25 protein-coding genes are annotated in these 24644 nt (G+C 57.8%); 7 read left to right on the top strand and 18 right to left on the bottom strand.

All coding sequences use genetic code 11. The features are described from left to right. The 9 genes from LBW87_RS19490 to LBW87_RS19450 all read right to left on the bottom strand — a co-directional run bounded on the left by LBW87_RS19490 (window position 1) and on the right by LBW87_RS19450 (window position 8741). The gene (locus LBW87_RS19490) at window positions 1-744 is read right to left on the bottom strand and encodes an ABC transporter permease (RefSeq protein ID WP_225203126.1); all 744 of its coding nucleotides are present in this window, start codon (window positions 742-744) and stop codon (window positions 1-3) included. Further along, window positions 741-1487, bottom strand: a complete 747-nt coding sequence (locus tag LBW87_RS19485) for an ABC transporter permease (protein WP_225203125.1) — start codon at window positions 1485-1487, stop codon at window positions 741-743. The genes LBW87_RS19490 and LBW87_RS19485 overlap by 4 nt, the downstream gene beginning before the upstream one ends. Further along, a complete protein-coding gene (locus tag LBW87_RS19480; protein WP_225203124.1) occupies window positions 1484-2308 on the bottom strand; it encodes an ABC transporter ATP-binding protein in 825 nt (274 codons plus the stop codon). Before LBW87_RS19480 ends, LBW87_RS19485 begins: the two co-directional genes overlap by 4 nt. Next, window positions 2305-3303, bottom strand: coding sequence for an ABC transporter substrate-binding protein (locus LBW87_RS19475; protein ID WP_225203123.1), 999 nt, complete (start codon window positions 3301-3303; stop codon window positions 2305-2307). Before LBW87_RS19475 ends, LBW87_RS19480 begins: the two co-directional genes overlap by 4 nt. 606 nt (window positions 3304-3909) lie before the next feature. Beyond that, window positions 3910-4104 (bottom strand): YqaE/Pmp3 family membrane protein, encoded by a 195-nt coding sequence (locus tag LBW87_RS19470; protein ID WP_225203122.1) that lies wholly within the window; start codon window positions 4102-4104, stop codon window positions 3910-3912. A 61-nt stretch (window positions 4105-4165) separates the two neighbouring features. After that, window positions 4166-4522, bottom strand: a complete 357-nt coding sequence (locus tag LBW87_RS19465; RefSeq protein WP_225203121.1) for a VOC family protein — start codon at window positions 4520-4522, stop codon at window positions 4166-4168. A 100-nt stretch (window positions 4523-4622) separates the two neighbouring features. Next, window positions 4623-5771: a sensor domain-containing diguanylate cyclase gene (locus tag LBW87_RS19460; protein ID WP_225203120.1), complete on the bottom strand. Its 1149-nt coding sequence runs from the start codon at window positions 5769-5771 to the stop codon at window positions 4623-4625. A gap of 425 nt (window positions 5772-6196) precedes the next feature. Then, a complete protein-coding gene (locus LBW87_RS19455; protein WP_225203119.1) occupies window positions 6197-7405 on the bottom strand; it encodes a M20 aminoacylase family protein in 1209 nt (402 codons plus the stop codon). A 49-nt stretch (window positions 7406-7454) separates the two neighbouring features. Then, window positions 7455-8741, bottom strand: coding sequence for an MFS transporter (locus LBW87_RS19450; RefSeq protein ID WP_225203118.1), 1287 nt, complete (start codon window positions 8739-8741; stop codon window positions 7455-7457). A 108-nt stretch (window positions 8742-8849) separates the two neighbouring features. Between LBW87_RS19450 and LBW87_RS19445 the strand changes: the two genes are divergently transcribed. Continuing rightward, window positions 8850-9758: a LysR family transcriptional regulator gene (locus LBW87_RS19445; protein WP_225203117.1), complete on the top strand. Its 909-nt coding sequence runs from the start codon at window positions 8850-8852 to the stop codon at window positions 9756-9758. 73 nt (window positions 9759-9831) lie between these two features. On the opposite strand, the gene LBW87_RS19440 is transcribed toward LBW87_RS19445, so the two are convergent. After that, on the bottom strand, window positions 9832-10629 hold the full coding sequence (locus tag LBW87_RS19440) for a transporter substrate-binding domain-containing protein (protein WP_225203116.1): 798 nt from the start codon (window positions 10627-10629) through the stop codon (window positions 9832-9834). A 697-nt stretch (window positions 10630-11326) separates the two neighbouring features. Here LBW87_RS19440 and LBW87_RS19435 point away from each other — a divergent pair. Next, on the top strand, window positions 11327-11584 hold the full coding sequence (locus tag LBW87_RS19435; protein WP_225203223.1) for a hypothetical protein: 258 nt from the start codon (window positions 11327-11329) through the stop codon (window positions 11582-11584). Here LBW87_RS19435 and LBW87_RS19430 read toward each other — a convergent pair. The 5 genes from LBW87_RS19430 to LBW87_RS19410 form a co-directional block, all read right to left on the bottom strand. After that, entirely contained in the window at window positions 11566-11787 is a 222-nt protein-coding gene (locus tag LBW87_RS19430) for an SDR family NAD(P)-dependent oxidoreductase (RefSeq protein ID WP_225203115.1), read from the bottom strand. The two genes, LBW87_RS19435 and LBW87_RS19430, sit on opposite strands and share 19 nt — an antisense overlap. Before the next feature lie 76 nt (window positions 11788-11863). Beyond that, window positions 11864-12856, bottom strand: a complete 993-nt coding sequence (locus LBW87_RS19425) for a phospholipase D family protein (protein ID WP_225203114.1) — start codon at window positions 12854-12856, stop codon at window positions 11864-11866. Window positions 12857-13282: 426 nt separating this feature from the next. Then, window positions 13283-13561 carry a hypothetical protein gene (locus tag LBW87_RS19420; protein ID WP_225203113.1) on the bottom strand — a complete coding sequence of 93 codons (279 nt, stop codon included), beginning with the start codon at window positions 13559-13561 and terminating at the stop codon, window positions 13283-13285. Between the two features lie 235 nt (window positions 13562-13796). Next, window positions 13797-14804: a hypothetical protein gene (locus LBW87_RS19415; protein ID WP_225203112.1), complete on the bottom strand. Its 1008-nt coding sequence runs from the start codon at window positions 14802-14804 to the stop codon at window positions 13797-13799. A gap of 33 nt (window positions 14805-14837) precedes the next feature. After that, window positions 14838-14990, bottom strand: coding sequence for a hypothetical protein (locus LBW87_RS19410; protein ID WP_225203111.1), 153 nt, complete (start codon window positions 14988-14990; stop codon window positions 14838-14840). A 45-nt stretch (window positions 14991-15035) separates the two neighbouring features. On the opposite strand from LBW87_RS19410, the gene LBW87_RS19405 reads away from it, so the two are divergent. After that, complete coding sequence (locus LBW87_RS19405; protein ID WP_225203110.1) at window positions 15036-15323, top strand: hypothetical protein; 288 nt, start codon at window positions 15036-15038, stop codon at window positions 15321-15323. Between the two features lie 85 nt (window positions 15324-15408). Here LBW87_RS19405 and LBW87_RS19400 read toward each other — a convergent pair whose 3' ends face one another. From LBW87_RS19400 to LBW87_RS24010, 3 genes are all read right to left on the bottom strand, one after another. Further along, on the bottom strand, window positions 15409-16173 hold the full coding sequence (locus tag LBW87_RS19400; protein WP_225203109.1) for a hypothetical protein: 765 nt from the start codon (window positions 16171-16173) through the stop codon (window positions 15409-15411). A gap of 65 nt (window positions 16174-16238) precedes the next feature. Further along, entirely contained in the window at window positions 16239-16664 is a 426-nt protein-coding gene (locus LBW87_RS19395) for a plasmid pRiA4b ORF-3 family protein (RefSeq protein WP_265113012.1), read from the bottom strand. A 350-nt stretch (window positions 16665-17014) separates the two neighbouring features. Then, a complete protein-coding gene (locus LBW87_RS24010; RefSeq protein ID WP_225203107.1) occupies window positions 17015-19528 on the bottom strand; it encodes an autotransporter domain-containing protein in 2514 nt (837 codons plus the stop codon). 889 nt (window positions 19529-20417) lie between these two features. On the opposite strand from LBW87_RS24010, the gene LBW87_RS19385 reads away from it, so the two are divergent. From LBW87_RS19385 to LBW87_RS24005, 4 genes are all read left to right on the top strand, one after another. Next, window positions 20418-21029: a hypothetical protein gene (locus LBW87_RS19385; RefSeq protein WP_225203106.1), complete on the top strand. Its 612-nt coding sequence runs from the start codon at window positions 20418-20420 to the stop codon at window positions 21027-21029. A gap of 230 nt (window positions 21030-21259) precedes the next feature. Continuing rightward, on the top strand, window positions 21260-21760 hold the full coding sequence (locus LBW87_RS19380) for a GNAT family N-acetyltransferase (protein WP_225203105.1): 501 nt from the start codon (window positions 21260-21262) through the stop codon (window positions 21758-21760). A gap of 101 nt (window positions 21761-21861) precedes the next feature. Continuing rightward, entirely contained in the window at window positions 21862-22149 is a 288-nt protein-coding gene (locus LBW87_RS19375; RefSeq protein WP_225203104.1) for a hypothetical protein, read from the top strand. 938 nt (window positions 22150-23087) lie between these two features. Continuing rightward, a complete protein-coding gene (locus LBW87_RS24005) occupies window positions 23088-24638 on the top strand; it encodes a methyl-accepting chemotaxis protein (RefSeq protein WP_320442742.1) in 1551 nt (516 codons plus the stop codon). Window positions 24639-24644: the final 6 nt, after the last annotated feature.

Genomic DNA, 24644 nt, shown 5'->3' with positions numbered 1-24644 from the left:
TCAATTCCACCAGATGGTTTTTCTCAACACGCCCACCAGCATCGCGTACAACAGCAGGCTGGCCATCGACGACAGTGCCACGGCAGCCCACACGGTGGTCGAATCCATTTGCGCGGTGGCCTGATAGATCACCTGGCCGATACCGGCATACGCGCCCAGCATCTCGGTGACGATCACCACCACCGTGCTGCGCGCAAAGCCCACCCGCAAGCCATTGGCCAGCGAAGGCAGCGCGGCCGGCAGGCGCAGGCGCCACAGGATGGCCAGGCTGCCGGCGCCGAAACTCTTATAGAGATTGACGTGCGCCTCTTCCGGGCGGCGCAGGCCGGTCAGGGTATTGATCAGCACCGGAAAGCTCACGGCCAGCGCGGCGATGGCCACCTTCGAGCTCATGCCCACGCCGAACCAGATCAGTGCCAGCGGCACGAAAGCGACCGTGGGCACCATGCTGACGGCCACGGCCACCGGCATGATCAGGGCCTCGGCCGGCTTGACCTGCATGACCAGGATCGCCAGCACCACGCCGATGGCCGAACCGATCGCGAAACCGGCGACGGTCTCGGCCATGGTCAGGCCGAGGTGACCCAGCATCTGCGTGATGTTGCCGACCACGTGGGAGGCAATCAGGGTCGGCGTCGGCAATACGAACACCGGCACCTGCATCACCGTCACCACCAGTTGCCACACGATCAGCGCACCGGCGATGGCCAGCAGGACCTGTGCTTGCGATGCCAGGCGATTCATTCGATTCTCCACCATACGAACTTCCTCTCGAACAGGCTCACCAGGCCGTACAGCACGCTGCCCAGCAAACCCGTGGCGATGATCAACACCCACACCCGCAACACGTCTTCCACGTACAGGGCCTGCAACAGCATCACACCCAGCCCTACCGTATCGCCAAACCACTCGCCGACGATTGCGCCCACCAGCGCCAGTGACAGGCCGGTCTTGAGACCGACCATGATGGCCGGCAAGGCAGTGGGCAACTCCACCAGGCGAAACACCTCCGCCTGCGATGCGCCGAAACTGCGAAACAGATCGATGCGCTGGCGGTCGCCCATGCGCATGCCATGCAGGGTGCTGACCGAGATCGGGAAGAACGCCAGGAAGAACGAAATGAACACCTTCGCCATCAGCGTGTTACCAAACCAGATCACCACGATGGCGCCGAACGCCACCACCGGAATCGTCTGCAAGGCCACGAAGATCGGAAACAGCGAGCGTTCGAGCCAGCCCACCTTGGCAAACAAGATGCCCCACACGACACCGAACACGATCGCCAACAAGAAGCCCAGCACCGCTTCCCATCCGGTATGCAGCACGCTGGCCAGCAACTCGCCGCTGACCGCCTGCGCGTTATGCAGGATCGGGCCCAGCGCCGGCAGGTAACGATCCGGCACCGACAGCGCCGGCACGATGAAGGCCCATGCCAGCAACAGCAGGATCGGCGCGACGAGCGCCCGGGCGAGACCCTTCGTGGTCATTTGCTGCTTCCTTCGAAGGACTTGAGGCTCTCTTCTTCCACCACCGCCAGCAAGCGTTTCTTGATGGCCGCAAAGGCCGGCGTGGTGGCCACCTCGGCCTCGCGCGGACGTGGCAGGTCGATGCTCTCGCTGTACTTGATGGTGCCGGGGCGGGTCGACATCACGGCCACCTTGTCACCCATGAAGATGGCTTCATCGATATCGTGGGTAATGAACAGGACCGTGCGCTTGTGATGGGCCCAGATATCGAGCAGCCAGCGCTGCATCAGCGAACGGGTCAGGGCGTCGAGCGCACCGAAGGGTTCGTCCAGCAGGATCAGGTCGCGCTCGAACAGGAAGGTGCGCATCAGCGCCACGCGCTGGCGCATGCCACCCGACAGTTCATGCGGATACTTGGTCTCGAAGCCGGCCAGGCCGAATTCGGCAAACAGCGCCCGCGCCTTGTCGCGCGCATCCTTCTTGCGCATGCCCTCGACTTCGAGGGCCACGATGGCGTTGTCCAGCACGGTGCGCCAGGGCAGCAGCAAATCGCGCTGCGGCATGAACGATACCTTGCCCAGCAACTCGCCATGGCGCTGCTCGCGACCGGCAAAGACGATGCCACCATCCGAATCGGGCGGCAGCAAGCCCGCAATCATGTTGAACAGGGTCGACTTGCCGCTGCCCGAGGGCCCGATCAGGGTCACGAACTCGCCCTTCTGCAGCGACATGTTCACGCCCTTGACCGCCACCACCTGGTTGGCGCCTTCGCCGAATCGCTTGGAAAGGTTGACCAGCTCGATCAAGGGATGCTCGGCCGGCGATGCTTGCATCACGCTCATGGCAGCTTGTACTCCGCAGGCACCTTGTCCCAGAACTGGTTGGTAAAGGCGGGCGCGACATCGATGGACGACTTCAGGGCCTGGTACTTCAACAGGTTGGCATTGGTGATGGTAGCCGCTTCCAGGTCAACCCAGCCCAGGCCCTTAGTCTTGCCCTGCGCGGCCTGCATCAGTTGCGCATAGGCCGCGAGCATGTTGGTCTGGTGGCTCTTATTGAGCCCGGAGCCGTTCTTCATCACGATGTCGACCGCCTCGGGCTGGTTCTGGATGGCGTACTTCCAGCCACGCAGCGTTGCGTTGAGGAAGGCCTGCACCACCTCGGGCTTTTCCTTGATCATCTTTTCGGAGGTGATGATGGCGTTATCCTGCACCCGCACGCCGTAGGCGTCGGCACGGAAGATGTTGACCGGGACATTCTTGTCCTTCAGCACCAGCAATTCGTTATACATGGTGACGGTCGAGACATCGTACTTGCCGTCGATAAAGGGCTGCATCGAGAAAGGCTGCGAGACGATGCTGACCGATTTCTGGTCCACGCCTTCGTTGCCGAGCGCCGTGAAGAGCTGGTATTGCGAACCGGTGAACCAGGCCGATACGGTCTTGCCGCTGAAGTCCTTGACCGACTTGATGGTCGAGGCCTGGTGCGACACGAAGGCGTAGGGTGTGGTTTGCAGCGTCATGCCGATGGCGACGATCGGCAGTTTCTTTTCGCGTGCAAACAGGATCGCGTCGGTCGCGCCCGAGACCGCAAAGGTATCGGCGCCGGAACCGACCAGGGTCTCGGTCGAGATATTAGGACCACCCGGATTGATCTTCACGTCCAGGCCTGCCTGCTTATAGAAGCCCTTTTCCAGCGCCACGTAGACACCGGCGAACTGGGTCTGCGTGACCCAGCGCAGGCGCACGGATACAGACTCTTCGGCATGCGCGCCGGAAGCTGCCATCAGCGACATCACGGCCGCAGCGTATACAAGACCTTGCTTAACAAATCTCATAATTTCCTCCTGGTATCCAATGAACGAAAGATTGCATCCTCTTTGCTCATCTAGCATTTAGCGTGCCATGTCCTTTTGGGGTACTGGCCGTGTTTTATGGTTTGAATATGCACCAAGTCGGATTGAATATCCAATAAATGCACTTTCTGTATGCAGAGTTATAGCTCTCGTAGTGCAAAGCTACAAGAACGGATACTTGAGAAGTTTGAATGCGAGGGAAAAAACTTAATCTGTTATTTTTTTGACAATTTCCTGGCAGTCATGGACTTGGTGGCGAGTTTGTCGGGTGACTGCGGTGCGCCGACTTCGGCCAGATGTGCTCGGCCGACTGGGCAAGATCCTGCTTTGCCAGGATGCAGAATTTCATGCGCGCATGTGGGACATGGTGACGGGACTGGACGTCGCGGCGCCACCGAAGTCACTGGGTCCCGGCCTGCGCCGGGACGACGAGGTTGGTTGTGCCTAAGCGTTTTACCCATCACCGTCGTCCTGACGAAAGTCAGGACCCAGCGTCTTGCAGACGACTTTGCGGCACCACCAAAATCACTGGATCCCGGCCTGCGCAGGGACGATGAGGTTGATCTTACTTAACTATTTCCCACCGGCTTAGCCGCGCTGCCTGAGTGCCTTTTCTATCTTCTGGTCGGTCTTGTACTGGCTCAATGAGTACACTGCCCAGATCGTCGCTGGCAACCAGCCGACCAGGGTGATCTGCAGTAGCAGGCAGATAATTCCGGCAATGGGGCGGCCAATCGTGAAGAACGTCAGCCAGGGCAGAATCAGCGCAATTAAAAGTCGCATATCGTTAGTTCATCCTACCCCTGTGCCGCGAGGTGCCGGTTGAGCGAATGCTCTGTTGGTTTTACTTGTCGGCGCTCCAGACGGCCAACTCGTAGCCATCCGGATCGATAAAATGAAAGCGTCGGCCACCCGGAAAATCGAAGGCCTGACGGCTGATCGTCGCGCCGGCTTGAACCAGGCGCGCCTGCACCCCATCGAGATCGTTGGCGTAGAGGATGACCAGCGGGCCACCTGGCCGAACCGGCTCACCGGTGGTGAAGCCACCGGCCAGGCGACCGTCGGTAAATTCGGTATAGGTGGGGCCGAAGTCGGTAAAGCTCCAACCGAAGGCTTGCCCATAGAACGCCTTGCTGCGCGCAATATCGGCGACGTTGAATTCGATGTTGTCGATCTGAAAATCCTTGCCGCGTATGCCCATGGCATTTCTCCGTTACGGATCAAAGCGCGATGATAAGACACTCCGCCGCCGCATGGCAGAAACGGCAGGCGTGCCGCTCGGATAACGCCTAATCCTCGCGTTATCCGAGCGGCACAACCCGCACCCGGTCGCGCCCTGCGCGCTTGGACTCGTACAGGGCAGCATCGCCCAGGTCGAGCAAGGTGGCCAGGCTGGATGGCGGACGCTCAAACAACGTGGCCCCTACGCTTAAGGTCACCGCCTTCGGGGTCGCGAACATCTCGCGCGCCGTTTTAGCGAAGGCTTCGCGCAAGTCATTGCCCAGCGCCACCACGCCGTCGGCGGAGGCCTCTCGCAGCAGGATCACGAACTCGTCGCCGCCCAGCCTGGCAGCCAGCGAACCTTGAGGCAGGAACTCGCGGATCATCTCGCTCAGCGCCACCAGCAGCTTGTCGCCGGCGCTATGGCCATGCAGGTCGTTGGCCTGCTTGAAGTTATCGATATCGATCAGCAGCAAGGCGCCCGGGCTTGCCGCAGAAGCCTGTTCGAACAGCGCCGGCGCGCGCATGTCCAGGGCACGGCGATTGAACAATGCGGTAAGAGGGTCGCGCGCGGCGAGCTGTTCGATCCGCTCCTCGCGGCGATGGCGCTCGGTGCCGGTCATGGACAAGGCGATCAACATGATCGCCATACTGCCCTCCACCAATGAAATCTGGATCACCTCGCCGCGAAACGCGGCCAGGTCGACGAAGGCACCCAGCGCCAGCGTGGATGCCGCCTTGGCGATATAGAACAGGCCATGCGCCATCAGCACGTAGCGCAGCTGCACGGCGCCGACGCTGAGCGAAACACCGTGAGGACGCAGCAGAAAGCTTGCGCGCAGGGTAATGCCGGCAATCAGCAGCGACTGGATGCACAGCATGACCCTCGACCACCAGGGCTCGCTGGGCAACAACAGCATGAGCAGCCAGGCCAGCACGACCAAGGTCCAGCCGCGCGAGAGCCGGGTGCGGGTGAACCAGGCAACGCCGGCCAGAAAGAGCCAGTGAGCACCGATCAACAAGCCGTTGGCAAACCAGATGCCGATCAGCAGATAGCCCTTGGAGCGCAGCAGCGCCAGCACGCAACCGACGGTGATGACGGCAAAACCCGCGCTCCAGAGCAGCAGCGATCGTTCGCGAACGCTGTTCCACTCCACGGCAAGGTAAAGCGCGGCGGCCGCAGCGAGGGCGGTGGAGAGAACGAGGATAGTGGAGGGATCTAATGCCATGGAGTAACAATTCTGCGTAAAACTATCTGAACGGCCTGATCGATGGCAATGCTGCCAGATTGAACGTTCAGAAATGAAGCCGCCGTATTCTACGTGGCCTGCAGATTTCGTTCTATCCGCAGTTTCCCTCAGCGGGGCAGCACAGGCCGCGTCGGGGCTATTGCTTCTTGGCCATACCCCCATGGTGGAGCGGAATAGCTTCGTCGATGTTTCAATGAAGAGCGCCCGTATTTCAAATGAAATACGGGCGCTGGCAAGGACGAATCAGAGAATGCGGAAAGCCTGCTTTCAGCCAGGCGCGTGGTAGCTGCCTGCTCTCGGCACAAGGATGCCGGGCCTTCCGATTAAAGGAGGAAACAGCGTCACGACGGTGGAAATATCCCGGCTTCCAACGCCTTCACCGCGCGCGCCAAGACGCGGCGACTTCACACAGCCACGCCCAGATAGCGCTGCACCAATGCAATCCAATACGCCACACCGACATCGATGATGTCGTCGTTGAAGTCGTAGAAGGGGCTGTGCAGTTCACGCGATGTGGCCTGCTGCTGAGGAGCTTGCCTCGCAGCGATGAGGCCGTTGCCGAGGAAAGCGTAGCACCCCGGCTTATGCTGCAGGTAGAAAGCGAAATCCTCTGAGGCGAAGGCCGGTTCGGTGTCCCCATCGACCTGCTCCGCACCGACTGCCACCATCATGGCCTGCATGGCCTGCCGGGTTTCTTCGGGATGGTTAACCAGCGCTGGATACAGGCGCTCGAAGTTGAACGATACGCGCAGGTCAAACATCTGGCCGGTTGCATCGGCGATGGCGCCCATGCGACGCTCGATCAGGTCAAGCGTATCGGCATCGAAGGCGCGCACGGTGCCGGACAGGGTGGCCTGTTCAGGAATGACATTGTCGGCCGTGCCGGTATGTATCTGCGTCACCGAGATCACTGCCCGATGATTGGGATTGAGGTTGCGCGTAAGGATGCTCTGCCAGGCCAGGGTGAGCTGCGCCGCAGCCACCACCGGATCAATGCCGCGATGTGGCTGGGCGCCGTGCGCGCCGCGCCCCAGCAGGGTCGCGCTGAAGGTGTTGCTTGACGCCATCAATGGACCGCAACGCACGCCGAAGCTGCCCGCCTGCAGCCCTGGCCAGTTGTGTACGCCAAAGATGGCGTCACATGGAAAGCGCTCGAAGAGACCATCCTCGATCATGGAGCGCGCACCGGCGCCCCCTTCTTCCGCCGGCTGGAATACAAGGTGTACGGTGCCGTCAAAGTCGACCTCGCGGCTCAGGCGCGCGGCCGCGCCGAGCAGCATCGCGGTATGTCCGTCATGGCCGCAGGCATGCATTTTTCCCGCGCAGGTGGACGCGTGGGCAAAGGTGTTTTCTTCCTTCATCGGCAACGCATCCATATCCGCGCGCAATGTGATGGCGCGTGCTGAACTGCCTTTACGCAGCGTGCCCACCACGCCGTAACCACCGATGTTCTCCTCGACGTCGAGACCATATTCGCGCAACAGCCCTGCAACATAAGCGGCGGTGGTCTTTTCTTCAAAGCGCAATTCGGGATGGGCATGCAGGTGACGCCGTATGGACACCAGATCCATTGTTTCGGGAACAGCCGACTGCCCGTGAGTAACGATATCCATGTAACCCCTTTCAGGTTGTTTCAATGACAGCGGTGCGGCAAGGCCAGCCTCAGGCCATCGCGGTCTTGCGCTGCATGCGCACCAGCGTTGCGATCAGGGCCAGGCTCAGCAGCGCGGCAGCGGTCAGGTACAGTCCGATGATGAGTTTGTCGCCGCTGACCTGGATCAGCGTGGTGACGATCATCGGCGTCAGCCCGCCGAAGATCATCACGCCCAGGGCGTAGGAAGTGCCGACGCCGGTCGCGCGATAGCGGGTCGGAAAGATGTCGGACATGACCAACGGAGCGCAAGCGGCATACAAGCCCAGTGTGATCGAGATGGCAATCTGCACCATCAGCAGCACCGGTAAGGTCGGCGTGGCGGCCAGCATCTTGAACAGAGGATAGGCCAGCACACCCGCCAGACCGGCACCCCAAGCCATCGGCTTATAGGGGCCGATGCGGTCTGCCAGCATGCCCACCAGTGGGCAGATCAGCAGCAGCGTCAAGCCGGAAGCGATCTGGCCCAGATAGGTCGAGGCCACCGGCATGCCCAATTCGCGCACGGCATAGGTGGTGAAATAGTTCGAGACCTGCGTGGCGACGGTCCAGAAGACCATGATGGCAATGCCGATCAGAATGCGGCCGAAGTTAGCCTTTACGCCGGTGAAAAAGGAATCTGCCGGCCCTTGCCGCAGGCTGTTCTCGAATTCCGGAGTCTCTGGCAGCGCGCGCCGTATGTACCAGCCTACCGGGCCGATCACCAGGCCCACGACAAAGGCCAGACGCCAGTAGTCCTGCAGCATGCGTTCCTGGCCAAAGACCACCGCAATGGTGAAGCCGACCATGCCACCCAACAGCACTCCGCCGCCCTGAGCCATCTGCTGGAAAGAGCTGAACAGCGCGCGATGGCGATCCGAGGCGTTCTCCACCAGCATGGCCACGTTGCTGCCGATCTCGCCGCCGGCCGAGAAACCCTGCAGCAGCCGTCCCAGCACCAGGATCACGGTCGCCGCGATGCCAATCGAGTCGTAGGAGGGGCACAGCGCTGGGACAATGGTGCCCAGCGCCATCAACAGCAGCGTGAAGCTTAATGCCTTCTTGCGACCCACTTTGTCCGCATACTGCCCGAGCACCAGTGCACCGATGGGACGAACCACGAAGCCGGCAGCGAAAGTCATGAAGGTAAACATCAGTGCCGCATACTCGTCCCCGCTGGGAAAGAAAGTCCTGGAAATGGCCACCGCAAAGATGCCGAAGATGATGAAATCGTAGATCTCAAGGACGTTGCCGATGGTCGCCGCTATCACCGTACGACGTTGCATTTTCGGGTCTAGCCCGGCGGTTTGCCTGTTCATATGGTCTCCATTGTTATGTTTAGTGGAGGCAGTGTAGGTCTTATGATCTATACTGAAAACTTCCTTTTATATATAACAAATATACTAAACAGGCATAGGTTATCCATCATGGAATTGCGCCATCTTCGTTATTTCCTGGGCGTGGTCGAACACGGCAGCGTGGCCGAGGCTGCACGGCGTCTGCACATCGCACAGCCGGCCCTGAGTCGGCAGATCAAGGATCTGGAAGAAGAACTGGACGCTGTGTTATTCGAGCGCAGCGTGCGCGGCACCACACTCACCGCTGCGGGTCAGCAGTTGGCTGTCGATGCGCGCCGCATCGTGGCCGACCTGCTAGGTACGCGGCAGCGCGTGGCACGCGTGGCCGAAGGTCTGGAAGGTAATCTGCGAATGGGTATCACGCCCAACTTTGGCTGGCATCCGAAGATATTGGGTTCGCTACGCCGCTTCCACCAGGCCGAACCGGAGATAGCGATGTCGTTGGAGCCCGGACTATCGGCGCGGCAACTGGAGCGGATCAGGGAAGGCGAATTGGACGCCGGCTTTCTGGCCTGGCGCTATCCTCCCAATGACCAGTTCCTGGCGCGCGAATTCGGCGAAATCCAGGTCTTTGAATGCCGGCTCAAGTTGGCACTGCCGCGCGACAGCCGACTGGCATGTCAGGTGCCCGCGCACCTGTCGGCGTTGCGCGACGAGCCGGCGATCTGGTTCCCGACCGAGGTGGCGCCGGGCTATGACCAGTTCCTGAATTACCAGTGCCAGACGGCCAACCTGGTGCCGCGCAAGGCCCAGCTGGCGAGCGATGTACTAAGTATCCTGGGCCTGGTCGCAGCCGGCGTCGGCTATGCCATCGTCTCGGACGTGAGCGCATATACCTGTCCTGAAGGCGTGGTGTTAGTCGACCATCCGGAACTCACCATGCGCCATCCCGTGTCCTTCGTCTATCGCAATGACAATAGCAACCCGACACTGAAGCGCTACATCGCCCATCTGGAACGAATGCAGCCTGCCGGATGAGCCGTCGAAGTCATGGATGACGACCATTGGTGCCAGTTGCAGGTGAGGATCACGTGCAACTGGCTGCCGCACCTCACTGATAGGTAGTGGCAATCTTTTCCGGCAACGACACGTTGAGCCACTTCTTGACGACACCGTTGAGTTCACCGCTCTTCTTGGACGCGGTCAACACATCATTGATCTCGCTCACCAGCGGACCTTCGCCTTTGTTGACGCCGACGAAACAGGTGGAGACGTTGATGACGTACTTCAGAACCGGCTTATTCGTCGGGGTTTTCTCGGCCAGCGAATAGGCCACGAAGTCACCGGTGCCGATGATCTGCACCTGACCGGCAACGTAGGCCGAGACCAGCCCGTTGTTGTCTTCATAGCGCTTGATGACCGTAGTCTTTGGTGCGGTGTCGGTCAGCATAAGATCTTCGAAGGTGCTGCGGGCAACGCCTACCGTCTTGCCTGCCAGGTCAGCCGGGCCGGTGATCCCGAGCGCGCCTGCGGCGAAAACGCTGTTGTTGTAGGGTGCATAACCTTGCGAAAAGTCCATCACCTTTTCACGCTCGGCGTTCTTGCCCAGGGTGGAGATGATCATATCGACCTTGTGCGTCTGCAAATAGGCGATGCGGCTGGCAGTTGGCACCGGAATCAGTTCGGCCTTCACCCCCAGCCCCTTCGCCACCAGCCTTGCTACGTCGATGTCGAGCCCTTGTAACTGCATGTCACCATTCACCGCGCCATAGGGTGCAAAGTCTTGCGGCACACCGATCTTCACTACGCCGGCCTTCTTGATCGAAGCCAGCGTGTCTGCCATTGCCGCACTGGTGGCAGCAACATACAGCGCCATAGATGCGATGATCGCCCACTTGATAGATTTCATATTCTTCCCCTGTGGTGTTTTCCGGTCGTGCACGGATAATTTAGAGTTACACCATCCTGCTGATGGCTGGCAAAGTGTAATCAACAGTTCTCGCACGTGGAAATTACCGAGTTACGATAGGGAATATGCCTCTGAAGTATATGAGCGAGATGAGGAGAACGCGCCGCCATCAGGTGGAGGGACCCACGCCCAACGGCCACCCGAGCCGCCGGATGATGCTGTGATATTGAATCGCACCGAGGACTGGCACAATTATGGATTGATGAGCACATCTGGCAATGTGACCGGTCCGCGCTCCAAGCTGAAGATCCGGGCAATTGGTGAGGCCTTAAGGCCGTCGTTCGGAAGGAGAGTCAAAACAGACCGGATAGCCGTATGTTGCATATAGGTTATAAGTTAGTCCGCAAACGGCCAGAAGCCGCCATTTGAGAATAGTAGGAGCGCTATATGCAGTTGAGGTTGATTTTGTTCTGGCAACGGCCGCGATGATCTTCGCTCACTCGGTGTGCGCAATGGAATTCTGTGATTAAACGAATACCCACGACCTTGCCGGCGATAGAAATCTGTCGGCCCGTATCCGAAGTTTTCTCGGGGACAAGCGGGTAAGCTTCTTTTATAAGGGGACGTTATCTGCTCAGGTGCTGGATGGCCTTGGTGGCCCCCAGACATCATTCATCCCGTTGCGGGAAATCTGAGAATGGCTTCAGCTTGTCGTTTCCATAGTTGCGATGAAAAAGTTGCGGTGATATTTGCCTGTCCTGGCGCCATACAGGCAGTGGGAATACTCCATTACGACATTAGGCCAGGACACTTCGACCCAAAAGCAGCGACGTTAACTATCTATGCCAAGGAGCTCCCCTCTGCGGTCGATATGGCCTTCGACGCCTGGCAAGCGCGCATTGAAGAAACAGCTGCTATCAAGATAGTTAAAGAAATTCAGACATCCTGGAAATAGTGCAAGATGACTGCATTCACCGGTTGAAACCGCCGCCAGAAGCGGACTCTGTCCAAATAAAAAACCACGAGAACCACTCCGCGGATGCTTGTGACGTTGACGATATGACCAGCGCGACGGGCCCGCATGTATGGGAGGACCAGTCGGACTAGCCCGATGGCCGCAAAGAAATTCAGTTCGAATACGTCCCTGGTTTGATCCAAAGTGATGTCTTCATCGCGCCATTGCCCGAAAGGCTATCGGCAGGCTCGTCGTAGAGCGGCGTTCTGCCGCTGGGAATTATTCCGGCAGTTCATATTTTAGATAGCTTAGGGCATCGAAAAGAGAAACTACCCTGGTCCCTTTTGGGGCGAATTTCTTCCAGAGAGCATCAATTTGAGGCTTCAACATCTGTTTGAATTTTTCTCGGTCGTCCTTCCCAAACTCCATTCCCTCCACGTCGCTCTTCCCGACAGTGAATTGAAGGTTGACCTTTTTCTTTTTAACGGAAGGCGAGCCATCTAGCTCTGGGATTCTCACGCATGGGGCATCTAGTTTGAGTCCTCCACGGACGCCATAACGCACACCCAATAGAGTGGCCTTTTTCGGTAGTTTTCCCCAATTCTCGAAAAAGGATAATCTGGAGACATGGATAGGCAGCTCTTCATCTTGGTTAAGGCCTTCTTTTACTTCTTTAAAGGCTTCATTTGCTTCAGCTGATGCGGATTCCTGGTACATCACAAGGTAAATGGGAAGATCTCTAAGCTGCTGAAGCGGGGCATCAAGCAGACAAACAGGCTGCTGGGGACGTGGGCGACTGGCTCGTCGCTTGAGCCACTGTGCTTTCGCTTCTTCAAGATGATGAGATTTGATCTCCAACGACGAAGTCCATAAGTTTGCAAACCACTTTTTCACATCTTTCAAATTTGTTGGATCATTGGAGACTATTCCTGCTTCTTTCCAGCCACCAGCTTCATCCATTTCGAGATTGAGGCCATTCGAAGAGAAATTTGCTGATCCTACAATTACGGAGTCTTTTCCAATAACAACTTTGGCGTGTAGGTCGTTCAGCATTCGGATAGTGACATTAGGCTGATCGAGCAAAACTTGGATTGGTGCTGGATTGGATCCGCCCATCGTCAAATTGCAAAGGATTTCGAAATGCTTTCCACTACTGAGTGGAAACATCTTTTCTGCTCCGTCTCCCCAGAACGCCGCTGCAACTTTCACTAATTCATTGTCCTCAATTAGCTTTGTGATTGCTTCCCTATATTGATTGGAAGAGACGAACATTTTGTTTTTCCCCCGTTGGTTATGTGTTGGGAATTTTATCAGTCTGAACATTTTTTGCTTGAACGCGTATCCGGCCTTCTACAACAATTTGGAGGATATTGTCAGCGATAGTTAGTCCGCTATCTCTGCCGCATCCAATGGTTGACGTCGAAATGGTCTGTGCCGCTGTAGCCGGCAACAACCAGCAGGGATTGAAATGGCGCAGCCAGGCCGATCTGCAGTTGCTGTAGCGTCGCACCCAGGCCCTCGACCCCCTGGGCTATCGATCCATGCAGCTTGACGATGCCCCACTCATCTCCATGTTCCCCATGTTGTACCTCAATTGTGGTTTGATCCCTGGATAGCACACGCACAGGGATACGGAATGAGGATGCGTTTCGATGCAGTCATCGAAATTGTTGGTGATGCACCACGCCTTGTTCTAAATCAGATAGTCGGAGATGGCGTGGTGAAGTGCATTGGGTGTTCTTTCTGCAAAGAGACTGAGAAGCGCCCGGGGATCTCCTGCGCGTGAGACATGGCCATCGCCGGTTCGACTGAATGCCTTGTCGAGAACGTGCTCCAACCGGGGAGATTTTTCTTCAGTATCGGGCTGCATTGGTCGAATACCTCACGAATCTCGTTCGCGGCCCTTTCGTCCAGCAAGTGATCGAGAAGGGCTGAGGTGAGTACTGCAACCGATGGCAATTTTTTCGGTGCAGCCATTGAGATGCCTGCACTGACGAAGAGCGCACATTTTACGGGAAAAACTTCTTTTGATTCGGTGAGCCACCAGCGGTCAATGGAATTGTCAAAGCGGTCAAATATAGGCACTAACGGAGTAACGACTTATGATGATGTAGTGCCATCGACGCGTAGCATCGTCCAGGTCAGGACGGCGAAAGCCGATGATGCAAATCGTGAGACAGCGCCCTTTGATACGGAGCCAATATCCGATTCATTAAACTGTGTGCTTTGGTTTCTGGTACGTCGGCTCCAGTTTTTCGGCAATCGGTGTGTAGGTGGCGCTATGGCTTGCCTTCGAGCCAAACGATTCAATTAATTTGGCACCCAAAGCGCCATCCACTGGATCGATGACGATGACCTTCTGGCACAGGTCACCGAACTCTTTCATCATCTCGATCAAAGCTTCGGGCGACACGCCGGATGGGTTCCCGCCTTCGTCTGCCATGTCGCTCGCGAGTAAATCCTTGAGGTCACGTTCATCGCTCAACTCGAAGGATTGAATCCAGCCGGATGACTGGCCGACGTTTTCCTCGCGTTCCTTGATCATGCGAAACGCGTCATCCAGCCTTGTATAGACAGGGGTATTGCCGGCTTTGTCCGGCCACGAGACATAGAAGAAGTGGGCACCAGGGAGATTTTTCCGTATCTTTTGCTGCAGCGAAAGGAAGCGGGTAATTTGCCAGGACGGATAGAAACGATCCCTTTCGGGAAGAGGGGATTGCGGATCGTATGCGACCAGATCCATATCTGCCATTGGAGCAATATCCTCCTTCCTAGCGTATGGCGGCTTTGTATCTTGCGGAAGGCGTGTGCTGAAGGCTTTTTGCGCGACATTTTGCAGGCCATACCCGATTGTCGAAAACCGTTTCGCCTGTGCCATGACGACATCAAATTCTCCGTCGGCCCTCGCAATGGCGAGGATAAAATCCACGCCCGCCATTGTCTCGCTGGTCTTGTTCACATGCAGCCAAAGCATTTGATGGTCCGGCTTCGGTTGCCATACCCAGTTTCGATGCCAGAACCGCTCTGCGGCAGTACAACAAGCCATGAAGGATGTCGTAATCCCTTCTTCATCCATTCCGGTGCCGAGGATGTTTGCCAGCAGGGAAAACGATTCTTCGATAAAGAGTTGCCTGGGCAACGCCGGAGCAACATCTTCAATCGAATGTTGCGGAGCGCATTCTTCCAGGGCTTGTGTGTAAGGGGGGACACTGGTCGTCATGGTTATCGATTTGCTTTATTGTGACGTTTGTTCTCAGTAATGACGCATCTTAGCGTTCAGGCTTGCCGGATGGCAGTTCAATGCTCGGGTGCGCAGATTGCCGTATGTCGTCAGCGGCCTCAATGCCTTGGCATTGATGAAAAGTGCACTGCACGCAAGAACGGGACAGACGATGGTAGCGAGCATGTTTTTCTCCTTGATGACGATGTTGATCCCGCAGCCGCATGTTGCATGTTTCAACTGAAACATGGCCCCCCAAACTGCAATCCTTCCGTAACCGGCCCGGCGCAAGATGCAGCCATACCGAAACGCAACGACGCATCGGCAACCCAAACCGGAACACCCAAGGAGATCATCATGCGCTATCTCACCGCCGCTACCGCCACCCTCACCATGGTCTTCTATACGACAGCAGTCCATGCAACCAGCCTCTGGGAGCGTGTTCTCCCCCACGAAAAACAGTACGCGGAGATTGCCCGCCTGTTCGCCAAGCTGAGTGCCAAGTATTTCGGCACCTGAGTTGCACTGCCGCGATGCAGTGTCATCCGGATGTGGATAAAAAATCGGCCCCTGACGAGGCCGATCTGCATGACAACCCTCGGCGTTAGCGCTTTGCCGTGCCAGTCGGGAAAGGCCAGGCTGCAGCTGGATTGAGAACTGTTCCGGTGCTGGGCTTCGCAGCGGCTTTTGGCGCCTTGGCGGGTTTGGCCTTTGCGGCCGGCACGGCCCTCGGTTTGCGTGGTGCCGAAAGGGCCGCTTTTGATGCGGATGCCTCGGCGATCAGGGGAATGACGTCCTCATTGCGGCCTTCGATAAAGTCCGCAATCTGCAGCCAGGGCACGTTTCCGCTCGACAGCAAAGGCGACGCGCCCAGGTTGAGGATATTGATGCGGAATTCTTTTGTGTACCGGTCGAGAAGCTTGACTGTCTTGTCGGAGGACGCGATCTGGCGCAGCGCTACGAGACGGATGGATTCTGCAACGAGCCAGGGGCCCATCCACTGCGTTTTTTTTTCGTTGAGCCGGTTTTTCGCGTATTCGATCTGATCGGAAATGTTCGCCACCGCCACGCGAATCATCGCCTCATCTTCGAAGTCCAGCGCTGTCTGCAGGCCTTTGACCTGGGCGACGAGCTTTTCCCATTGGTCTCTTTCGATCTTTTCGGTGACCTGGCGAACGATGTCCCGAACGGCAACATCGAGTTGGGTCGATACATCAAGGATGGCGTCCATGACTTTGGATTCCTGCGCGGCCATCTTGAGCTTGGTCATCTTGAGCTGATGGTCCCGTTCCGATTTCTCGCGGATATAAGCAAGAAAATCCGAAGCCAGGGCGAAGCCCTTGTCGATTAATGCGATTTCCCATCCCATGCTGTTCCCCTAAAAATTATTTTGCTTGCTACTTTATCGCTTTCCGCACTCCGATGCTGAAGGATTTATCCCTTCAACCTGCGAATGCGGTCATTGGCCGCGTTGATGTCGAATCCCTCCGGATCGAATACGCCGCCGATCCAGGTCAGCACATCGAGATGGCCTTCGTGCGCCGGGTCGGCCATGGCGGACAGGAACTCGACGTAGCCCCATGGGCCGCCGACATCTTCCGGCGGGCAGGCCCGTTCGCCCGCTGTGCACAGCGAGCCTGACCATGCAGGGTGGCCTTCCCGCATTTGTTCCACCACGACGCGGTGCGACCATCCATCGCCGAAGTCGTATTCATACATTAACTCGCGGATCTGGTCGCCCAGCACGCCCGCGAGCTTGATGTTCTTGTGGTTGATGATGCGGTCCATGAAGCCGTCGGGTTCGGCATAACGGGCCCCGTCGATGGCGAACTGGTGCAGATGACTGTTCGTCCAGCCCATGGCACCCTGGATGGCGCGATGCAGCCTGGGCAGCCTGGGCAGCGTGATGGTGGGGGGACCAGGAGGCGGCGCCATATCATGGGTTAGATATTGGCCAGTTCGATACGCAGGCTGTAGTAGGAAGGCGGTTTTTTCATGGTGCTGTCGTCAGGTACCAGGGAGGGAGATGTCGTGTTGTATTCGGTACGGCATTATAGGAGCCGGGCGGCCTTGTGATACCTGCCGCCGTGGGGCAGGAAGACATGGCCATGGTTTCAGATGAAACATAGAGGCTGAAAACTGACATGGCCCCGTATTGTCATCGCAGGTTTCCCACTCTCTCGGCATGGCCCGGCGCTGACTCGGTCGCCTCACCACCACCAGCGCACTCCCGCCTGTGCTCCGTAGCTCTGATATCCCTTTCCTAGGGCTGCACCGAGTTGGGCGAAGGCCGCCGCGGTCGGCGCCAGGGGGATGCTTGCGCCGATGTTCATCACCGCTTCGTCGCGCCCCAGCGCGGCACCGCGCACGATGAAGGTGTCGGCGGCGTTGTTGACGAACGCGGCCCGCACCGTACTATCATTGCTGCCCCAGCGATGTCTCCATGCGAAGTCTGCCTGCCACTGAATGGATGACGCCGTCGCGTCTTCCGGTAACGCCTGGTGCAGGCGTAGGCCCACGATACTTGTAGTCTGCGTGCTGCGCTGGCCGCCATAGGTCAGCGCAAAGCCGCCGCTGCCGCTTTGGGTGGACTCGCTGTAGGCTGGTCGCCATGTCAGCGCAACGGCCAGGCCGGCATAGGGTTCCAGCACCAGTCGACGGTCTTGCCAGGTATGACCGGCCTCGCCGTACACACTTGCGCTGCGCACCGTATATTTGCCACGTACATTGCTGGCGAAGGTGCCGATCGCCAGTTGCCTAGACAGCGTGCTGCTCCACCATCCCAGTGCGGCCATGCCTTTCATGAAGAATGCCTGCCCCTGGGGACGATAGCGCGTATACAGCGCGGCTTGCAGGCCATCGCTGCGCCCGTCGGCAACGACATCGCGATAGCGGGTGCGGTCGCTATTGGCCGAAAAGGAAAAGCCGGACAACACGTCCGGCGAGAGCATGTAGTCGTGCCCGAACGAGACGATGCTGCCGCCGTTGTCGTAGGAGCTGGCGCCTGCATCGCCGGTGGAGAGATGCTGGCGGGTAAGGGATACGCTGATCCACGGATCTTCGTCGATGGCCGGCGCGCCGGGGCGTGCGTCGATGGCGGCCAGGCGCAGCCCGATGGCCTGCTGCGAGGATTGGATGCTGGCACCTGCATGTTGAATGGCTGCGGTTACCACGTCGCCGCTGGCGGCAGCCAGCGCATTGCGCGCCTGACCGTCCGACGCCGTCAACATTGCCTGCGTGAAGGCGTTGCCGCCTGCCGCATAGAGCCGGGTCAAGACATCGGCCACGGCGCTCTGATTGGTCGATCCGACCGGCAGGCTGAAGCCTGACGTCTGGAAGGCGCTGCTGGGATTGAGCAGCACCGAGACCGTACCGGCATCGTAGGCAACCGTCGGCGTCAGATAGGCGAAGTTGTGGCTGAGCGTAGAGAACCTGCCGGTCCCGGTGCCCGTATAGGTAGCGATGGTGTAACGCGTACCCGCCGTATAGCTGCCGGCAGACGCCACCATCTGCAGCGTGCTGCCATTGGCGATGGAGAGATTGCCGTTGATGGACGTCAGCCCGGAAGCGCCGGTGCTGTTGGCCGCGACGCGATACGTCGCGCCGCTGGCGAAGGACAGATTGCCGTTGACCGTCAGCCCGCTGCCCGGACTATCGGCTGCCAGGGTGCCGCCCGATGCGACACTGGTTGCCCCCACCGATCCGCTGCCGCCCAGGGTGCCGCCGTTGTTGACGGTCATGGCGGACGACGCCATCACGCCGTTGACCACCAGACTGCCGGCGTTGATGCTCCAGCCACCATTGTCGGTGGACGTACCGACTAGCGTCCAGGTGGACGAGCCTTGCTTGCTGTAACCGGAAAAACCATAGTACCGTGTTGTCCCCGTGTACGACGAAGGCAGCGAGCCGGATATCAGGCTGACGTCAAAACTGCTGTCGGAGCTGCCGCCCAGGCTCAGGATGTTGCCCGTGCCGGAATGTGCGACGACATTGCCGTCAAAGCTGTAGCCGGCTTGCAGTTGGACCGTATTGTTGTTGCCGTTGATGCTGATCGCATCGGCCCTGCTGCTTGAGGAGCCGTTCCCCGACAATCCGCCGCGGATACTTCCCGCAGTGATGATGGTGTTGTTGTTGCTGGTGACAGCAACGCCGGCGCCGCCGGCGCCGACCGTGGTCGACGTGCCCACGGAGCCCGCGCCGCCACCGTTGCCGCCGCTGATGCCGGCGAGCGCTGAATTGATCAGCGTCGTGTTTCCCGCCGCCAGCGAGACGCCATTGCCGCCCGCCCCGCCATTGGCCGTGCCGGCGCTCCCGGAAGTGCCGTTGGCATTCGACTGTCCGCCCGCCCCGCCGTTTCCGCCGGCGATGCTGCCGCTGTTGGAAATGCGGACATCAGCACTCCCGACAACGATGCCGTCACCGCCCGTCCCGCCATTTGCAGATCCCGTCGTGACTACGCTGCCCGCCCCGCCGAGACTATTGGCGAGTCCATAGGATGTGCCCCCGCCCCCTCCACTACCGCCGGAGATCGATCCTGTGTTGTCGAGCGTCAGTCCTGTCCCGCCGATATGCACGCCCGCGCCGCCGTCACCTCCGTTCGTATTCCCCACGGCAATACTGTCGGCGCCGCTCGACATGTAGAAGCTGTTGTGACCACCACCACCACCACCGCCGCCGCTGATAGCTCCTGCGGTCGAATAGGTGATCAGGTTGGCGTTCGCCACAAGCCCGGCGCCGCCATTTCCGCCATTGAAATTTCCAGCCGAAAAAACCGTGACCCCGGATGCGGCCGACGAACCGCTGCTCAAGTCTTGATAGCCGCCTCCGCCGCCACCACCGCCGGAGATGGCATCACCAGCCGGCAGGCTTCCATTGGAACTGAGCGTCTGACCTGCCGCTCCTGCGCCGCCACTGGCGTCCGTCGTGCCGGTTGCCGTACCGGTTGCGGCACCGACTGCGCCGCCACTCACGGTCGCTCCACTTGCGGAACTGCCATTTCCACCCGCGATCGCAGCTGTGCCGCCAGTCCCGCCGTTGCCGGCGCCACCGGCCGCGACTCCCGAGCCGCCTGCGTATGAGTTGTCACCGTTGCCACCTGCGCCACCGGCCCAGCTGGCGCCGTTGCCCAGTGTCAGCGCGATGGCTAGTGCAATCTTGCTCAACCGCGGATCTCTAGCGCCCCCGCTACCCGCATCATTGTTCTTCATGCCCGCCCCATAGTTGTACAAGTCAGGCGCAGTCGATGAAGTAACAGACCTTTATTTTTTCAACGTTTCCATAGGGGAAGACGGTCTGTCGAATTAAATCGCACAGGCTCTTTGACCTTGCTGTTATAGCAATGTCGCCAATGTCGGGATAGTTGAAAAAAGCGACAAAAATCCCCTGTAATTTTCCCTTCATTTATCGACCTGCTCCGCTTGAGAAGCTCGTTGGTCATCGCAATCAAACAATGAAGAAAAAAAGCGTTTATTGACGAGGCGGAAGCGGTTTGGGGGCGCTAACCTTAACTATTTGAGGCATGATCGCACCTAGCCAAGTTAGACCTTGATGTCCGTTTTCGGCCAGGAGCAGACTTCATACAATACGCCTCGCACAACCCTTACCTGACTATCAATGCTCAAATTACTTAGTAAACTTTTGGGGCGGGACTTGACCGCCCCACCTGCGCCAACCGTAGAGGAAGAAGAAACCCTTTCGGACGCACAAATTTTGAAAGAATATTTTTCTGTATCAAAACAGAATAAACAAGCGTTAAGACGTTTCGTCAGCCTCATCACTGTTCAATTAGGGGTTAAGGAAAGCCAACGCTTAACCACATCGGTAATTTCACACCTGGAGCCCGGCAGTACGGCGAGTGAAGCAATCGAAAACGGCATACTTGACGACGGACAGCGGCGGGGCAAGTGGGTCTTGCTGCAAGTCGATTGGAAAGCAACTGAAGAAGTGGAATGGCAGGCGAATGAACTGCTGGCTGCTGCCGGGATTGCCGACACCTGGCATATGGAAAGCAGCACGAAAGCGACCGTTCCGCATGCGCTGTTAGAGTTTTCTTCCTGGGTGAAACCCAGGGGTTTACGCTTGCTCCATCTCGACTTGGGAGACGATGCTTATTACGCATTGCTGGCGTTAGCGGACCAATTGGAAGAGATTGTTCAAGCGGCGGAGGACGCTGGTCTGAAGATTCAGGAATCAGACGATTTTGAACGTGAGCATGTGCACGATTGACGCGAGAGAATTTGCTGTGCCGTGAACCAGAACGCCGTGTCATGCACCTGACTCAGGCGCTTGGATGACGTCTGTAATAAGCCGGTTTCCGCTTTGCACGGCGTCAGCCGTTTTTTAACCGAGCAACTTGCCATGCAAGGCTGAACAACGGCTATCGGCCAATAGCGGAAGTCTCGTTTTGAAAGCCATCATCCGGCAACTATCTAATTAGGCCAGAAAAAGACAACAGCATGATCAAGATAAGACATGCGCGGGCAGAAGACGCGACGACTTTGTACCGCGCAGAACATGCGACGAGCCAGAAACCTGGCTTGCTTATCTCGCATCCCGAAGAGCTTTCAGAAGACTCCTTCCACGAAAAGCTTCTTTGGCTCAATGAAGCCGGAATTTATGTTGTCGCCGAAATTGACGGTGTCCCCGCTGGTCACGCCTCCCTCGAGCCTGGTGCTCTACGCGCTATGGCGCATGTATTTTCGCTAACCATCGTCGTTCACCCTGGCCATACGGGGCGCGGCATTGGCACCGCGCTGATGGAATCTCTGCTTGCCTGGGCCGATAAGCATCCTGCAGTCGAGAAGATTGAGCTGCGTGTCAGGGAGGGAAATCTCGTAGCGCAGCGGCTATACGCTCGCTTCGGCTTCGTTGAAGAGGGGAGATTTGCGAAGAGGATCAGACTTGCCGACGGCACCTACCTTGCAGACATTGCAATGGCAAAACTCCTAACTACGTGATGGCTGCAATCGGCGCCAGGAGCGGATATCGAGTCCATGCTGAAAAACGCAAATTTATCGCATTGGCTTAGTTGCGTTTTTTGAAGATAAAAATAGACAACATGAAGATTTCTAAAGATTTTGGCATCATTATTCGACGTCAAGCATTACGTTCGAAGTCCATTGACATATCCTCGGTTATGAAAGAGCTTCATTTCGATGAGTATTTTGATGAGACAGACGATTTAATTTCTCTTGGTCCGTTCTTTGGTGGTGATGCGGCAGACGACTGTCTAAAATTGCTAGAAAAGCTCGGGCTTTGTTATATCGACGATTTTTTCATCTTCACTCAATATATTCCGAATTGGTGCGAAATACGCGCTGAGGTATTGGTCAATATTGACCGCTAGATAGGAGCTGCCACTGAAACTTAAAAGTCCGCAACCGGCCAGAAGCAGACTGGCCTGACCGCCTACCGGCGATACGATAGTCTGCAAGAATCCAGAGGCTGTGCTCAATCAACCACGAAGGCAATGCCAATATGTCATGCGAGCGCGCTGATGTCTGTCCTAAATGCTTCTCCAGCATTCATGTCCATGCAAAGAAAATTCTGATTGGGAAGGCCAGCCCCAAAGTTCTATTTGAAGAAGAACCCGCAGGGTATCGACGCAAAGACCAACTAGCGGTGGACGAATGCAAAATAGAGGCATTGGGTGAATCTCCTCTGGAGCAATTCCTCGATGGATATTTCTGTGTCAATTGTGGGATTGGCTTTGTATCGGATGGTGTCCTCAGCCCTTAGGTCGCGACGCTCATGTGCGAATACCCAAGCCACGATGGAAGCCCCTTATCGGCAAGGAACAGCCATTCCAAGCATGAATCGACGATTCAATCATTTAGGGATCGTTGTCTGATCGAAACGAGTTGACCGTGAGCCAACTTGAATCCCGCCCACCACAATGGCAAGTTGCTACTAATCTTCGACCAAGGCCAGACAACCATGGCATACGTTCTCTCGTGCTGGCGCCGCTTGTTGATGAGTGCGGAGATTATGTCTGGCTTCTGATGCGTTATCGGACACAGTATCCCGAACCAGGCGGAGACGAAGGCGATCACCTTTACACATCATCCGCCGAGACATGTGTGGAGGCACTAACGCGTAACAAACCCGAAAAGGCACTCGGAATACCCCCCGGCGCATCTCATTCAAAGCTACGAAAGCCCCCCCTTGAGCCACCTGCCGAGAAGATGCAATGGCCGACCTGGAAAATGTGAATTGGTGATGCTTGACGACAAGGCCTCAACATACAATGTCGCCCTGGGAAAATAAGATAAAACAGGGAAAAGCATGAAGTATTCGGATTTGAAGATTGGCGCGCGGCTGGCCATCGCATTCAGCGTCGTACTGTGCCTGCTATGCGTGGTGGCCGTCGTGGGGTGGCAATCCCTGTCGGCCAACAACAGGCAGGCCGAGGTCATCGTAGAAGAAAATAACGTCAAGATCGCCGCCGCCAACGCCATGCGCGGCTTCCTCAATACGGAAGTGCGTTCCCTGCGCAACATCATCCTTTATACCGACGCTGAGACGCGCCGCGCTCAGAGAGACATCGTACTCAAAGCGCGCAAGCAATATGACGATACCTTCGCCAGGCTGCAGTCGCTGGTGAAATCCGATGCAGCCAGGAAGCTGAGCGTCGAGATCGAATCCCACCGCGCCAAGATCAGGCCAAGCTTCGACAAGGTGATCTCGCTGGCTGATGCATCCAATGAAAAGGAAGCGGCAAGCTATCTCCAGACTGCGGTGCAGACGCCGCAAAACCAGTGGTTCGGCGATATCCAGGCCATGATCGAACTGCAGGAAAAACAGAACCAGCAAAGCATCACCACGATGCGGGCGGACTATGTCGTCACGTTGGAACTCCTGCTGGGACTGACCCTGGCAGCGGTCGCCCTGGGGGCGTTCTCGGCCTGGTACGCCACGCGCAGCATCACCACGCCGCTGGGCGAGGCTGTGTCTTTGGCACAGCGCGTCGCCGCGGGCGACCTGACTGCGGAGATCCGACCAGCCAGCCGGGATGAAACCGGCATGCTGATCGCCGCGTTGCGAGCGATGAACGACAACCTGGCCGGGATCGTGCGCGAAGTACGCAGCGGCACCGATACGGTCGCCACCGCGTCCAGCCAGATCGCTACCGGCAATCTCGAACTCTCCTCCCGCACGGAACAGCAGGCCAGCTCGCTGGAAGAGACCGCGTCGGCGATGGAAGAACTGACCTCGACGGTCAGCCACAACGCCGACAACGCACTGGAGGCCAGCACGCTGGCGACGGAGGCCTCCCAGATCGCAGTGCGGGGAGGCAGCGTGGTCGGCGACGTCATCCAGAAAATGGCCAGCATCAACGAGTCGTCTAAACGCATCGTGGACATCATTGCCGTGATCGACGGCATTGCCTTCCAGACCAACATCCTGGCGCTCAATGCCGCCGTCGAGGCTGCCAGGGCCGGAGAACAGGGGCGCGGATTCGCGGTAGTCGCGTCCGAAGTACGCGGCCTGGCGCAGCGCTCGGCAGCAGCGGCCAAGGAAATCAAGGAGTTGATCGACGACTCCGTCGACAAGGTCGCTGACGGCAGCGCATTGGTGATGCAGGCCGGTACGACCATGCAGGAAGTTGTGAGCAGCGTTGGCCGGGTGACCGACATCGTGCAGGAAATCAGCGCCGCCAGCCGCGAACAGACCGAAGGCATCGGCCAGATCAACATGGCCATGTCGCAGATGGACCAGGTAACACAGCAAAACGCCGCGTTGGTCGAAGAAGCCGCAGCGGCAGCGGGGGCGCTGGAAGACCAGGCGGCCAAACTGTTGCAGACGGTCAGCGTGTTCAAGGTGAAGGGCGGCTGAAAAGCC

It is taken from the genome of Herbaspirillum sp. alder98 (assembly GCF_020179755.1).
GTDB lineage: Bacteria > Pseudomonadota > Gammaproteobacteria > Burkholderiales > Burkholderiaceae_D > Herbaspirillum.
The sequence above is the reverse complement of the archived record's forward strand: the minus strand, read 5'-3'. Positions and strand labels throughout refer to the sequence as shown.